The following is a 13,712-nucleotide window of genomic DNA, read 5'->3' as shown; positions in this document are numbered from 1 at the left end:
CCTGCCTGGAAAGGAGATCCTCATGCCTGACGCGATCGTCGCAGAAGGTCTGGTCAAGAAGTACGGCGACGTGGTCGCCCTCGACGGGATGGCGCTGACCGTCCCGGAAGGCACGGTGTTCGGGCTGCTCGGCCCGAACGGCGCCGGCAAGACCACCACCGTCCGAATCCTCACCACGTTGCTCAGGCCGGACGCCGGACACGCCACGGTGGCCGGGTTCGACGTCGTCCGCGACGCCGACCGGCTGCGCGCGCACATCGGCGCCTCCGGCCAGTACGCCGCCGTCGACGACCACCTCACCGGCGCCGAGAACCTGGAGATGGTCGGCCGCCTCTACCACCTGGGCGTCAGGCGCGCCAAGCGGCGGGCCCGCGAGCTGCTGGAGCGTTTCGACCTCACCGAGGCGGCCGACCGCCCGGTACAGGGTTACTCCGGAGGCATGCGCCGCCGGCTCGACCTGGCGGGCGCGCTGGTCGCCGCCCCGCCGGTGTTGTTCCTCGACGAGCCCACGACCGGCCTCGACCCCCGGGCCAGGGCGGGCCTGTGGGACGTCATCGCCGAGCTGGTCGCGGACGGCACGACGGTGCTGCTCACCACCCAGTACATGGAGGAGGCCGACCGGCTCGCCGATCGCATCGCGGTGGTCGACCACGGCCGCGTGATCGCGCTCGGCACCGCCGACCAGCTCAAGGACCAGGTGGGCGGCGACCGGATCGAGCTGTCGGTGACGAGTGCGGCCGACCTGGAGACCGCCAGGCGGACGCTGGCGCCGCTGGCCATCGGCGACGTGCGGACCGACGCCGCCGCCCTCCAGGTGACGATCCCGGTCACCGGCGGCGCCGCCGCGCTGACCAGCGCGCTCGGGCACCTGGCCGCCCAGCGCGTCACCGTGCGCGACGCCGGGCTGCGCCGGCCGACCCTGGACGACGTGTTCCTGACCCTCACGGGACACGAGACCACCGAGAAGACCAAGGAGACCGTCCGATGAGCACCCTCCGACTGGCGATCGCCGACGGCCTGACGATCACCAAGCGCAACGCGCTGAAGATCAGGCGAGCGCCCGACCTGCTGGGCGGCGTGATCATGCTGCCGATCGTGTTCGTGCTGCTGTTCACCTACGTCTTCGGCAGCATGATCGAGCTGCCCGGCCTGTCCTACGCCGAGTACATGCTCCCCGGCATCTTCGTCATGACGATCACCACGAGCGCGCAGATCACCGGCTACACCCTCACCCAGGACCTGCAGAAGGGCATCTTCGACCGGTTCCGCACCCTGCCGATGTCGCCCTCGGCGGTGCTGACCGGCCAGACCGTCAGCGACCTGATCATGAACGTGACCAGCATCGCCACGATGGCGCTGGTGGGGCTGCTGGTCGGGTGGCGGATCCACAGCTCGCCGCTCGAGGCGCTGCTGGGCTTCCTGTTGCTGGTGCTGTTCGCGTACGCCTTCTCCTGGGTGACGGCGACGGTCGCGCTGACCCTGCGCACGCCCGAGGTGTTCAACAACGTGGCCACCCTCGTGTCGCTCCCGCTGGTCTTCCTGTCCAACGCGTTCGTCGACAGCGCCCGCCTGCCCGGTCCGCTGAAGCCGATCGCCGAGTGGAGCCCGGTCTCCACGTTCATCCAGGCCGCCCGCGAGCTGTTCGGCAACACCAGTACGGCCATGCCCGCGCCCGACGCCTGGCCGCTGCGGCACGCGGTGCCGGTGTCGCTGCTGTGGATCGTCGTGCTCCTGGCCGTGTTCGTGCCGCTGGCCACGCGGCTGTACAAGAGAGCGGTCAGCAGGTGAGCGGCGTCCCCGGCTTCGACCGCCTCGACCGTCTCGACCGTGAGCGGGCGGTCGCGCTGGTCCAGCAGGCGTACGCGGACGGCCGGCTCGGTCCCGCCGAGCTGGACCAGCGGCTCGAACTGGCCCTCACCGCCACCTCCTCCCAGGAGCTGGAGCCGGTCGTCTCCGACCTGCCGCACGACGACCACGGTGACGAGGTGCTCCAGATCGCCTCCATCGGCGGGCGCGTCACGCGGACCGGCGACTGGCTGGTCCCGCGCAGGCTGCGCGTCGAGTCCGAGTACGGCAGAGTGCTCCTCGACCTGTCGCGGGCCCACGTCCCCTTCGGGCAGATCGACATCGAACTCCGGCTCACCTACGGCCACGCCAGGATCGTCCTGCCCGCCGGCGCGAGCGCGAACACCGACGCGGTGCACGCCGGCTGGCACGGCGTGATCTGCAAGGCGCCGAGCCGCCCGCGCCCCGGGACGCTGCACGTCCAGGTCTCCGGAGAGCTGACCTACGGCCGTCTGACCATCCGCACCGCGCGCCGGTGAGGGAGGCCGCCCGGTCTGGTGGCGGCTCCGCTGCCCGAAGGTCGGTTCCGGGGAGCCGGTCCGGGAAAAACCAGTTCAGGAAGTCCGGAGGCGGCTGGTTCGATGGCCCGATGGACTTTCCCCGGCTTCTCGCCTGTCTCGACGACGACTTCGCCCGGCTGCGCGCCGCCGTGGCCGGAGCGGACCCGTCCGTACGCGTCCCGTCCTGCCCCGACTGGTCGCTCGGCGATCTCGCGAAACACGTCTCCGAGGTCTACCTGCACAAGGCCGAGTGCATCCGGCTCAACGCCTTCCCCGAGGAGTGGCCGGAGGGCGTGTTCGACCCCGACCCGGTGATCTCGCTGGACCGCACCTACGCGGAGCTGACCGGCCACTTCGCCGAACGCTCACCGTCCGGCCCCGCCGCCACCTGGCACGAGCCCGATCAGAGCGTCGGCTTCTGGATCCGCCGCATGGCCCAGGAGACGGTGATCCACCGCGTGGACGCCGAGCTGGCGGCGGGCGGTCCGGTGTCCCCGATCCCGGACGACCTCGCGCTCGACGGCATCGACGAGGTGCTGAAGCTGTTCCTCGGCTACGGGAGCACGCGCTGGCTGGACGACTTCGGCACCCTGCTCGACGCGCCGGACGAGCGTCCGATGACGGTGGCCACGGAAGGACGCGCCTGGTCGCTCGCGGCCGTGGCCGGCGAGGGCGGGCGGCCGGGCCGGGTGGAGGTGACCGACGTCCCGCCCGGCTTCGGCGGGGACGCCCGGGTGAGCGGTGCCGCGGCGCCCCTCCTGCGCTGGTTGTGGAACCGCGGCGACGACGGCTCCGTACGCGTCTCCGGCGACGGCGTCCTGCTCAAGCAGTTCCACGCCCTGCGGACCGCCGCGACGCAGTAGCGCTCCCGCCGCTCCGGCCGGAGGACCGCCTGGCCGAAATGAGAGAAATTCGCAATCGGTGTCACCTACGCTGCCGCTCGTTCGTCGTGCTGGTGAGAGCCCGTTGCCCTGGAGGTCGCATGCAGTACGCCCTGTTGGTCTACGACGAGCCCGGCTACCTCGACGAGCTGTCGGACGAGGAGCGCGAGGCGGCGTACGCGGAGTATTTCGCGCTGGCCGACGACGAGCGGTTCCTCGGCGGCGCGCAGTTGGGGTCCGCCGAGACGGCGACGAGCGTGCGGCTGGTCAACGGCCGGACGCTGATGACCGACGGCCCGTTCGCCGACACCAAGGAGGTGCTCGGCGGCTTCTGCCTGATCGAGGCGGCCGACCTGGACGAGGCGATCGAGCTGGCGGCGCGGATCCCGGCCGTCAGGCTCGGCGGCGTGGTGGAGGTCAGGCCGGTGGGGCTCGGACCTGCGGGGATCGCGGGGTTCCGGCTGGTCGGGACGGGCCGGTGAGCGGGCCGGTGGTGCGGCGCTGAGCATGCTGGAGGGAGTCTTCCGTGACGAGTGGGGCCGGGTGCTGGCCTCGCTCGTCGGGTTCCTCGGTGACTTCGACCGGGCCGAGGAGGCCGCGCAGGAGGCGTTCGCGATCGCGGCGCAGCGCTGGCCCGCGTCGGGCGTACCGGCGAACCCGGGCGCGTGGCTGGTAACGACCGGCCGCAACCGGGCGATCGACCGGCTCCGCCGGGAGCGCACCCTGGCCGAGAAGCTCCACCTGCTGCCGGCGGCCGAGGCTGTCATGGACGAGTTCGACGACGACGACGTGATCAAGGACGAGCGGCTTGAGCTGATCTTCACCTGCTGTCATCCGGCGCTGCCGCTGGAGGGGCAGGTGGCGCTCACGTTGCGGGCGCTCGGCGGCCTGGAGACCGCCGAGATCGCCCGCGCGTTCCTGGTCTCCGAGGAGACCATGAAGCGGCGGCTGTCGCGTGCCAAGGCCAAGATCAAGGCGACCGGGATCCCGTTCGCGGTCCCCGGCGCGCACCTGCTGCCCGACCGGCTCGACGCGGTGCTGGCCGTGCTCTACCTGATCTTCAACGAGGGCTACCGGGGCCGGGTCGACCTCGGCGCGGAGGCCATCCGGCTGGGGCGCGTGCTCGCCGCGCTCATGCCGGACCAGCCCGAGGCGCACGGGCTGCTGGCGCTGATGATGATCCACCACGCCCGGCAGCGGGCCCGCTTCTCCGGCGAGGACCTCGTCCTGCTCGACGACCAGGACCGTTCCCTGTGGGACCCGCGCCAGATCGCGGCCGGGCGGGCGGTCCTCGATCGGGCGCTGGCGCTGGGCGGGCGCGGCGCCTACGTCGTCCAGGCCGTGATCGCGTCGCTGCAGACGCACGAGCGGATCGACTGGCCGCAGGTCGCCAAGCTGTACCGGCGGCTGGTCGGCCTCACCGGCTCCCCGGTGGTCGAGCTCAACCGCGCCGTGGCGCTCGCCCAGGCCGGTGACCCCACCGCGGCGCTGCGCGTGGTCGACGGGCTCGACCTGGACGGCTACCTCTACTTCCACTCGACCCGCGGCGAGCTGCTGCGCCGTCTCGGCCGGGACGCCGAGGCCAGGACGGCCTACCGCCGGGCCCTCGACCTGGCCACCTCGACCCCCGAACGGCGGTTCCTCACCCGGCGGCTCGGCCAGCTCTGAGCTGTCGGCTCGGACCCGGCCGACCCGGTCGAGGCGGCGCGGTCCTCAGCCGGTCACCAGCCGTACGGGCCGAACCGGCCCCAGGCGACGAACGCGGTGAGCACGAGCAGGACGGCGGTGATCGCGACCCCCTGCGGCTCCCTGCGGCGCACGTGCGTGCCCGCCCCCAGCACCGCGATGACCGCCAGCCCGGTCGCCGCGATCGGCGTCAGGACGGGGACGATCCCGGTCGCGGCCGGCACGACCACCCCGACGGCGCCCAGCATCTCCATCACCCCGATGAACCGCACGGCCCCCTGCGAGAAGTCGTCCACCCACGGGTACCTGCCGGCCAACCTGTCCTTCGGCTGGAGGAGCTTCACCAGGCCGGACATGCCGAACAGAGCGGCCAGGGCCGCCTGCACGATCCACAACAACACGTTCATCGGGAGTCTCCCCTGCGCTCGTCGGTGTCGGACTCATCAGTACGACGACACAACGAGGCGGATTCAAAGGTCCCGGTGACGCGGGCGTCCGGGTGACCGCCGCCGGGATCTTCGCCACCGTTGGTCACGAAGCGCCCCCGGGAAGGGCGCCAAGCTGCCTGAGCTGCGAGAAGATGTCGACGACCCCCCAGATCTCGGCCGCCCGGCCACCGGTGAACCGGATGATGAAGATCTCGTGGTACTTGACGGACCTGCCGGTCGGCGCCAGGCCCCGGTACTCGCCGAGGTGGGTGCCCGTCACCGTGTTCCTGCTGACGACCTTGTCCCCTTCGGCGATCACGTCCTCGACCGTGACGTGGATGTCGGGGAAGGCGCGAAGGAGCCCGGTCCACACCTGCTTGAACGCCTGCGCCGCCGTCGCGTCCGTCCGGGCGGGCGAGTGGAACTGCGCGTCCGGCTCGACGATCTCGTCGATCATCTTCGCGATGCGCGCCTCGTCGCGGCTGTTGATGGCCTCCTGGAGGCGGGCGAAGATCGCCTTGTTGCTCGTGACCGCTGACATGCGTCTCTCCCTGGAGTCGGCTGGAACGCCCGGTGGTGGGCGTTCACATCCAGGCGACGAACGGGCGTCCGTCCAGGGGACACGGGCCGCCGCCCGAGACCCTGTCGCCGCTGTACGACCAGGCGTTGCCCGGCGTCGCGGGCAAGACGTTCACCTCGGCGCTCGTGGACTTCCCGCCCGGCGCTCACCACGTGCTCACGGAGAACACCAGCGGGACGGCGCCGGCCCGGCTGCTGGTCATCTTCATCTCCGGCACGGGAGCCAAGCTCAAGGTCGAGGCTCCCCCGGGGTGAGCGCCTCCCGGGGGCTCAGGATCCGCCCGGCTGCCGGTCAAGTCGCACGTTCGACCTGAGCCAGGAGGACAGGAACGCGGCGAGCCCTGGATCGGTCTCCCTGATCTCCTTGACGCGGGGCGCGGACTGGAGCCGGGCGATGACCCTGCGGTGGTAGTCGTGGACGAGCTGGACGGCCGTGCCGGTGTCGCGCCGCGCGACGGCGTCCACGATCTCCATCCGCATCGTGTGCATCGGCCCCGCGACCCGCAGCCAGCCCTGGGAGCTGCCGCCGGTGAGCTCGACCGCGATGCCGAACTGGATCTCCGTGATCACCCGGCAGAGCGCGGCGAGCAGCGGGTTGTGCGAGATCTCGGAGAGGGTCACGAAGAAGCGCTTGAGCGCCTCGGCGGACGACCCCACGTCGGGGCGCTCGGCCGCCTCCTCGGCCGCCTTGCGCAGCTCGGCGATCTCGTCGTCGGAGGCCCGCTCGACGGCCTGCTCGACCGCGTACGCGTTGAGCGCCCGCAGCACGCCGAGGACGTCGGCGGCGCTCATCTTGCCGAACTGGACGACCGAGGCGATGGACATCGCGAGCAGGGTGTAGCCGTCGGCGGTGACCGTGGTCCTGCTGCCGTTCCTGGTGTTGAGCAGGCCCATGGCGGTCAGTACGCGTACCGCCTCGCGGATGGTGGGGGCGCTGACGTCGTAGTGGGCCGCCAGCTCGCGCTCGGACGGCAGCCTGGCCCCGTCGGGCAGTGCGCCGCTCAGGATCTGGTTGCGCAGGTCGTCCACGATCTGGTCGGCCACCCGCCCGCGATACAGCTTGGGTGGTTGCGGCGTCGCCATGGTTCGTTCGTCCTCCGACTTCCTGCGCCGGGCCGTTGCGGCTCCTCGTGGTGCCAGGGCCTGGCACGCATCTGACATTACGCCTACCTGGTAGGTAGCGCCGCCCGCGATCCCGATTTTCCCCGGCTTTTCGGCTGGGCGGCAAGGTTCCCTACCTACCTTGACAACAACCTACCAGGTAGGTTGGATCCCAGGTAGTGGAGCTGGACAGACAGCCGAGCGAGACGACGGAGGACCGATGAAGATCACCCCATACGACGAGAACGGCTTTCGCATGGACCATCCGAGGGGCACGGTGTCCTTCAACTACCTGCTCATGGGTGGTGAGCCCGAGAAGCTGGAGAACTTCCGCTACATCCTGGGACGCCAGGAGGGGGACTTCTCGATGCCGCGGCACCGGCACACGTTCGAGCAGATCCGCCTGCCGCTGATCGGCGACATGAACCTGGGCGAGCAGGGCATCCTGCACGAGGGCGAGATCGGCTACTTCCCCGAGGGCCAGACCTACGGCCCCCAGGACGACCCGCTCGGCGACCCTAAGCAACTGCAGTTGGTGCTGCAGTTCGGCGGCGCGTCGGGGCTGGGCATGGCCGGTGGACGCGGGCGCGGCCCGGACGCGCAACGCGACGGGATCGCGCGGCGGGGCGAGCGCAGGGAGATGAAGTTCCCACGCCCCCGCTACCAGAGCGTCCTGATCATGAACCCCGCGCACTTCAACTGGCTGCCGGTGCCCGGCGCGGACGGGGTCGAGCGCAAGCACCTCGGCTCGTTCACCGAGCGGCAGTTCTGGATCGAGTTCGTCAAGATCGACGCCGGTGCGGAGTGGGTCTCGGTGTCCGAGACCGGCAGGCAGCTCATGGTGGTCCTGTCGGGCCAGGCCGTCGCTGAGGGCACGGAGATCGGCGCGCTGGCCGCGCTCCAGGTCGAGCCCGGCGAGAAGCTCCACGTCAGCGCCGTCGAAGAGACCGTGCTCTACAACGTGGGCCTGCCCCCGATCCGGTTGCCGGCCATCCCGTCGGACCAGTTCGACGTCATCACCAGCGACGGCGCGATCCAGTTCGAGAAGGCGCGGGAACGGGTCTGACCACCCGATCCGGCCGTTCGTACCAGGAAAGGAACCATGAAGTGGCATTGTCGTTGAACCAGGCGTCCGAGATCGTGGACGCCGGGCTGCGCAAGGCGCGCGAGCTCGAACTGCGGCCCCTGACCGTCACCGTGCTCGACCCCGGTGGCCATCCGATCGTCGTCAAGCGCGAGGACGGCGCCGGGATCCTGCGGCCCCAGATCGCCCACGCGAAGGCGTGGGGCTGCCTGGGCACCGGCGCGGGTGGCGCCGCGGGCGCCCGGCACGCGACCCGCGACCCGTCCTTCTTCGCGGCCCTGGCGGCGATCTCCGAGGGCCGGATCGCGTCCTCGCGTGGCGGCGCGCTGATCCGCGACCAGGACGGCACCCTGCTCGGCTCCATCGGGGTCAGCGGCGACCGTCCCGACAACGACGAGGCCGTGGCCGTCGCCGGGGTCGAGGGCCTCGGCCTGGTCGCCGACGTCGGCTGACCCACACACCACCGAGCGGCGCCGCCCCGACGCGGCGCCGCTCGGCGCGTGCGCGCGGGTGCCGGTCAGCCCTTCCCCGCGGTGGGTTTCGCGGGGCGTCGTGGCGGTGACGGCATGGTGGTGGCCGCGTCGGCGTTGCGCACCGCCAGCGCCGGCCAGAGCGCCAGCAGGTTGATCACGGCGACCACGAGGAAGGCCACCTGGTACGGACGCGTCCCCGCCCCGCCCCCCGCGACCGGCCCACCGGCTCCGGCCAGCACCATGGCGGTCGTCTCCGCGGCGATGCCCAGGGCGCCACCGAGCCGCCGGCCGACGTTGAAGATGGTCGACGCGCGGCTCGACGACGCCTGCGGGATCGTCGCGAACGCGGCGGCCTGGGTCGACACGAACACGAGGCCGACGCAGCAGCCCATGCAGTGCAGCAGCAGGCCGACACCCCACAGGGGCGTACCGGAGCCCACGGTCGCGAGCAGCGCGACGAACAGGCTCGTGCCCGCGACTCCCCCGGTCATGACCGCCCGTGGGCCGAAGCGCGGATACAGCACCCGGCTCGCGAGCTGCGAACCGAGCATCACGCCCACGGCCTGCGGCAGGATAGTCAGCCCTGTGACGAGCGGGCTGAGGTCGCGGCCGTCCTGGAGCAGCAGCGACACCGTGTAGACCGCGCCGAGAAACGCCACCGACACGCTGGTCATGACCGCGGTGCTCGACCGGAAGCAGCGGTCCGTGAACAGCCGTACGTCGATCATCGGGGCGCGCCGCCGCAGCTCGACGACCACCATCGCGGCGAGCAGAGCGGCGCCGGCGACCATGCCGACCAGTACGGGCACCGCGTCCCACCCCTGGTCGGGGCCCTCGGAGATGCCGAACAAGAGCAGCGCCAGCCCGGCCGCGGAGAGCACGAAGCCGGCGGCGTCGAACCGTTCGGCCCGCCGCTCGCCGAGGTCCCGGACGAACAGCAGGCCGAAGACCAGCGCGCAAACCCCGACGGGGAGGTTCACGAAGAACACCCAGCGCCAGGACAGGTTCGTGACCAGGAGGCCGCCGAGGGTGGGCCCGAGCGTCGGGGCGACGGCCGTGGCGATGGTGATCATGGAGAGCGCCCTGACCCGTTCGACCGGGGCGAAGCTCCGCAGCACCATCGCCATGCCGACCGGCGCCAGCATCCCCCCGCCGAGCCCCTGCAGGATGCGGTACGCGACCAGCTCACCGAGGCTGGAGGCGGAGCCGCAGAGCGCCGAGGCCGCGGTGAAGACCGCGATCGCGGTCATCAGCACCCGCTTCCCGCCGAAGCGGTCGGCGAGCCAGCCCGACGCGGGGATGAACACGGCCAGGCTGACCAGGAAGGAGATGGTGATCGAGTCGACCGACGTCGAGGGGATCGAGAAGGCGTCGCCGATGGCGGGCAGCGCCACGTTCACGATCGTCGTGTCCATGGTGCTGAGGAAGATCGCCGCGACGTAGACGACGGTCACCGCGGTCGTCGGCCGGACCATGACGCGCATCTACCGGGCCGCGGCGCGCCGTGTCATCGCGAGGTCGACCGCCCACTCCGCCAGCTCGTCGAGGAGTTCGGCGGCGCCGTTGCCGAGCCGCTGGTGCGGCGTGAACCCGCCGTCCGCGGTCATGGACCGGGCGATGGCCGAAATGTGCACCGGACGCGACATGGGCACCATGCCGAGTGCCGTGACGACCGGGACCAGGCCCTGGACGGAACGCGCGCCGGCCGCGACGCCGCCGTAGCCGACGAAGCCCACGGGCTTGCGCCGCCACTCCTGGCACAGGTAGTCCAGCGCGTTCTTGGTGGCGGCGTTGTAGCCGCGGTTGTACTCGGGGACGACGAACACGTACGCGTCGCCCGCGCTGACCTTCGCGCTCCACCGCTTCGTGTGCTCGTGGACGTAGCGGCCGAGACGGGGATGATGCGGCTCGTCGAACAGCGGCAGATCGATGACGGCCAGGTCGAGCAGCTCGACCGTGAACGCGTCGTGCTTCACCGCGACGTCGCGGAACCAGGTGCCGACGGCCTCCCCGGCGCGGCCCGGCCGGGTGCTGCCGATGACGATCTGGAGATGTGGTTTCTGCATGGGGGCCTGCCTTCGAGGCTAGGAGGCCCCGCGCGGTACGGCGCGCGGCACACGCCCGGCCGCACCCGCGGGGCCTGGAAAAATGGGAGTACGTCAGTCCTTCAGCCAGGCCAGGGCTCGCCGCTGGAAGAAGCTGATGATCCCGCTGCCGACGACGACCATCGCCACGATGATGACGATGGCGGCGAAGAGTCCCGCCGAGTCGAACTGCTGCGTCGCCGCCATCGAGTAGTGGCCGAGGCCCTCGTCCGCCGAGACGAACTCCGCGGCGATCACCCCGATCATGGCCATGGGCACACCGGCCCGCAGCGCGGCGAACAACGGCACGCTGACCGACGGCAGCACGACCCTGCGCACGATGTACGCCTGGGACGCGCCCATCACCTTGGCGACGTCGACCAGCGGCTGCGGGACGTTCCGCATGCCGGAGTAGACGTTGTTGAAGACCAGGAAGAACACGATCATGCTGGCGATCGCGACCTTCGACCCGATGCCCAGGCCGAACCAGAGCAGAAACATCGGCGCCAGCGCGACCTTCGGGATCCCGTTGACGGCGATGATGATCGGCTCCAGCACCTCGCCGAGGAACTTCACCGCTCCGATGCACCACCCCACCACGGCCCCGGCCGTGGAGCCGAGGGTCCAGCCGAGGATCAGCTCCTGACCGGTGATCAGGATGTTGTGATGCATCTGGGGGTCGCCGAGCAGCTCGAACAGCTTCACCGACACGTCGATGGGGTTGCTGATGAGGAAGTCCTCGACCACCCGGCCGCTGAGGAACTGCCAGGTCCCGAGGATGAAGGCGACGAAGCCGATCCTGGCGACCAGGATGAGAGTCGCCCGCTGCCGCGGGTTCTGATGGGCGCCGTCGTCGTGGGCGCGGCGCTTGGCGGAGAACCCGCGGGGCAGGCGCCCGCCGCCCCGGACCAACGTGTCCATGTTCGCGGTCATCGCGTCACTGCTCCTCGGACTTCAGCTCGGACTTCAGCCCTGATTCCGGCCCCGTCTCCGGCACTGTCTCCGTCCCTGTCTCCAACTCCGTCTCCAGCAACTGCCACAGCTCGCGTCGCAGCGACTTGAAGGAGGGAAGGTCGGTGATGTTGTAGACGTCGCGGGGGCGTTCGATGTCGATGTCGACGATCGCCCGGATGCGCCCCGGGCGTCCGGTCATGACGGCGACCCGGTCCGAGAGCGCGATCGCCTCGGTGAGGTCGTGCGTGATGAAGACGACGGACGTCTGCCGCTTCTCCCACAGCTCCAGGACGGTCTTCTGCAGGGTCGACTTCGTGATCGCGTCGAGTGCCCCGAACGGCTCGTCCATCAGCAGCACCTCGGGTTCGTAGACGAGGGTCCGCGCGATGGAACATCGCTTCTGCATGCCGCCGGAGAGCTGGCGCGGGTAGTGGTCCTCGAAGCCGTCCAGCCCCACCAGGCTCAGCCACTCGGTGGCGCGCTCCACGCGTTCGCGCTTCGGCACGCCCCTGATCTCCAGCGGGGCCATGACGTTCTGGATCGCCGTCAGCCACGGGAAGAGGTTCGAGTCCTGGGTGATGTAGCCGATCTCCTGCTGTTCCAGTTCGCGGTCGTTCTTCACCAGGCGTACCTCGCCCGAGGCCGGCCGCAGCAGGCCGGAGGCGACGTTCAGCAGCGTGCTCTTGCCGCAGCCGCTGGGCCCGACGACCGTGAAGAACTCCCTCTCCCTGACCGTGAACGAGACATCCTGCAGGATGTCCATGACGCCGCCGTCCGGGCTCTGGAACCGGTGCGTCAGATTGCCGGTGATGACCGCTGGTTTGTCTGCCACGAGGCTGCCGTGCTCCGTCATCGGCTGGCCCATCCTTCCCTGGTGGTCACGGCCTGCTGCGTCGATGAGATCTGGGTCGATGAGGTCGGGGTCATTTCTGGTACGCCGAGGTGTAGGCGGTCTTGATCTGGTCCTGGGTCACCTCGGCGAACATGTCCATCGCGGCCAGCACGTCGACGCCGCGGAAGAAGTCCGCCTCGCTCATGCGTCCGTCGCGCGCCCACTTGTACGTCGGCAGGCTGTCCTTGAGGATCTGGAAATCGGTGGGAATGAGGCTCTTGAGCTGCTCGGCCGCCTGGTCCGGGTGGTCGTCGAGGTAGTCGTTGGCCCGGCCGACGGCGTTGCAGACCTTCGTCGTCACTTCAGGGTTGGCCTTGGCGAAGTCCGCCGAGGTGGCGATCGTGGACCAGGGCACGTTGTCCATCTCGGCGAACAGCGGGGAGTCGCCGATGTTGTAGAGGATCCGGCCGGGCACCTTCGACAGCACCTGGTCGGGCTGGGGCTGCGGCTGGAAGATCAGCCCGACCTGGCCGTTCTGGAACGCCGCGGTCGCCTGCGAGCTGCCCGCCATCGACAGCACCCCGATCCAGTCCGGGGGCAGCCCGTTCTTCGTCAGGAGCGCCTGCAGCAGCTTCGCGCCCGGGTTGGTGGTCCGCCCGCCGACGGCCGTGATCTGCTCGCCCTTGAGCGCGGTCAACTGCTCCTTCAAGGACATCGACTCGTTCAGGCCGCGCTGCTTCCACACGGCGTCGCTCACGGCCAGGATGTACGAGGGATCGATCTGCGTCACGCAGACGGCCTGGAGGCCGATGCCCTGCGACGCCGACTGCAGCAGCGTGCTGGTGTTGACCTGGCCGAACTTCACCTGGCCGGTGGCGACCTGCAGCGAGGCGTTGGCGATCTCCTTGACCTGGACGTTCAGGCCCTCCTCCTTGAAGTAGCCGAGAACGTCCGCGAGGAAGACAGGAGCGGCCGACGGAGCGGCGATCGAGACCGACACCAGGAGTTGCTCGTCCGCGCCGACCTCGGCATTGCTGGATTGACAGGCCGGCGTCACGGCCACGGCGAGCGCGGCGAGCGCGATCCAGATCCGCCGGCCGGGCCGGACGGCTCGAAACGCCCTCTCGGAAGCGGCTTTGTGGTGATTCATCGCTGGACCCCTTCACGTCCAAATGTGCAACAGGTGGGACGGCGGGAGACCCGCCGTCGAGCTGCCCCCGAAAGACCGTCGTCGAGCGGAGCCTCGGCCCCGATCGGCGACCTGA

General features: G+C 70.5%; 17 protein-coding genes. 9 read left to right on the top strand and 8 right to left on the bottom strand.

Translation table 11 applies throughout. The features are described from left to right. Positions 1-22 precede the first annotated feature (22 nt). The 6 genes from ACZ6S0_RS24590 to ACZ6S0_RS24565 all read left to right on the top strand — a co-directional run bounded on the left by ACZ6S0_RS24590 (position 23) and on the right by ACZ6S0_RS24565 (position 4,894). Entirely contained in the window at positions 23-988 is a 966-nt protein-coding gene (locus tag ACZ6S0_RS24590) for an ATP-binding cassette domain-containing protein (RefSeq protein ID WP_465921662.1), read from the top strand. Continuing rightward, entirely contained in the window at positions 985-1,788 is an 804-nt protein-coding gene (locus ACZ6S0_RS24585) for an ABC transporter permease (RefSeq protein WP_465921661.1), read from the top strand. Before ACZ6S0_RS24590 ends, ACZ6S0_RS24585 begins: the two co-directional genes overlap by 4 nt. Next, positions 1,785-2,324 carry a DUF1707 SHOCT-like domain-containing protein gene (locus ACZ6S0_RS24580; protein ID WP_465921660.1) on the top strand — a complete coding sequence of 180 codons (540 nt, stop codon included), beginning with the start codon at positions 1,785-1,787 and terminating at the stop codon, positions 2,322-2,324. The genes ACZ6S0_RS24585 and ACZ6S0_RS24580 overlap by 4 nt, the downstream gene beginning before the upstream one ends. Positions 2,325-2,434: 110 nt before the next feature. Next, entirely contained in the window at positions 2,435-3,208 is a 774-nt protein-coding gene (locus tag ACZ6S0_RS24575) for a maleylpyruvate isomerase family mycothiol-dependent enzyme (RefSeq protein ID WP_465921659.1), read from the top strand. A 119-nt stretch (positions 3,209-3,327) separates the two neighbouring features. Continuing rightward, a complete protein-coding gene (locus ACZ6S0_RS24570) occupies positions 3,328-3,708 on the top strand; it encodes a YciI family protein (RefSeq protein ID WP_465921658.1) in 381 nt (126 codons plus the stop codon). A gap of 25 nt (positions 3,709-3,733) precedes the next feature. Further along, positions 3,734-4,894: an RNA polymerase sigma factor gene (locus ACZ6S0_RS24565; RefSeq protein WP_465921657.1), complete on the top strand. Its 1,161-nt coding sequence runs from the start codon at positions 3,734-3,736 to the stop codon at positions 4,892-4,894. A 53-nt stretch (positions 4,895-4,947) separates the two neighbouring features. On the opposite strand, the gene ACZ6S0_RS24560 is transcribed toward ACZ6S0_RS24565, so the two are convergent. Then, entirely contained in the window at positions 4,948-5,319 is a 372-nt protein-coding gene (locus ACZ6S0_RS24560; protein ID WP_465921656.1) for a DoxX family protein, read from the bottom strand. Between the two features lie 124 nt (positions 5,320-5,443). Then, positions 5,444-5,881: an ester cyclase gene (locus ACZ6S0_RS24555; RefSeq protein WP_465921655.1), complete on the bottom strand. Its 438-nt coding sequence runs from the start codon at positions 5,879-5,881 to the stop codon at positions 5,444-5,446. Between the two features lie 32 nt (positions 5,882-5,913). On the opposite strand from ACZ6S0_RS24555, the gene ACZ6S0_RS24550 reads away from it, so the two are divergent. Further along, positions 5,914-6,174, top strand: coding sequence for a cupin domain-containing protein (locus ACZ6S0_RS24550; protein ID WP_465921654.1), 261 nt, complete (start codon positions 5,914-5,916; stop codon positions 6,172-6,174). A gap of 15 nt (positions 6,175-6,189) precedes the next feature. Here the strand turns inward: ACZ6S0_RS24550 and ACZ6S0_RS24545 are convergent, their stop codons facing one another. After that, positions 6,190-7,002 (bottom strand): FadR/GntR family transcriptional regulator, encoded by an 813-nt coding sequence (locus tag ACZ6S0_RS24545; protein ID WP_465921653.1) that lies wholly within the window; start codon positions 7,000-7,002, stop codon positions 6,190-6,192. Positions 7,003-7,240: 238 nt separating this feature from the next. Between ACZ6S0_RS24545 and ACZ6S0_RS24540 the strand changes: the two genes are divergently transcribed. Together ACZ6S0_RS24540 and ACZ6S0_RS24535 are read left to right on the top strand one after the other, a co-directional pair. Then, on the top strand, positions 7,241-8,086 hold the full coding sequence (locus ACZ6S0_RS24540) for a hypothetical protein (RefSeq protein ID WP_465921652.1): 846 nt from the start codon (positions 7,241-7,243) through the stop codon (positions 8,084-8,086). A gap of 41 nt (positions 8,087-8,127) precedes the next feature. Then, positions 8,128-8,556: a GlcG/HbpS family heme-binding protein gene (locus ACZ6S0_RS24535; RefSeq protein ID WP_465921651.1), complete on the top strand. Its 429-nt coding sequence runs from the start codon at positions 8,128-8,130 to the stop codon at positions 8,554-8,556. A gap of 65 nt (positions 8,557-8,621) precedes the next feature. Here the strand turns inward: ACZ6S0_RS24535 and ACZ6S0_RS24530 are convergent, their stop codons facing one another. The 5 genes from ACZ6S0_RS24530 to ACZ6S0_RS24510 form a co-directional block, all read right to left on the bottom strand. Continuing rightward, complete coding sequence (locus tag ACZ6S0_RS24530; protein ID WP_465921650.1) at positions 8,622-10,052, bottom strand: MDR family MFS transporter; 1,431 nt, start codon at positions 10,050-10,052, stop codon at positions 8,622-8,624. 9 nt (positions 10,053-10,061) lie between these two features. After that, positions 10,062-10,643, bottom strand: coding sequence for an NADPH-dependent FMN reductase (locus ACZ6S0_RS24525; RefSeq protein ID WP_465921649.1), 582 nt, complete (start codon positions 10,641-10,643; stop codon positions 10,062-10,064). Between the two features lie 93 nt (positions 10,644-10,736). Beyond that, complete coding sequence (locus ACZ6S0_RS24520; protein WP_465921648.1) at positions 10,737-11,594, bottom strand: ABC transporter permease; 858 nt, start codon at positions 11,592-11,594, stop codon at positions 10,737-10,739. Positions 11,595-11,598: 4 nt separating this feature from the next. Continuing rightward, positions 11,599-12,468, bottom strand: coding sequence for an ABC transporter ATP-binding protein (locus ACZ6S0_RS24515; protein ID WP_465921647.1), 870 nt, complete (start codon positions 12,466-12,468; stop codon positions 11,599-11,601). 70 nt (positions 12,469-12,538) lie between these two features. Beyond that, positions 12,539-13,597: an ABC transporter substrate-binding protein gene (locus ACZ6S0_RS24510; RefSeq protein WP_465921646.1), complete on the bottom strand. Its 1,059-nt coding sequence runs from the start codon at positions 13,595-13,597 to the stop codon at positions 12,539-12,541. Between the last annotated feature and the right edge of the window lie 115 nt (positions 13,598-13,712).

This window comes from Nonomuraea sp. NPDC051298, from assembly GCF_055586305.1.
This window is presented reverse-complemented; position numbering and strand designations above follow the sequence as displayed.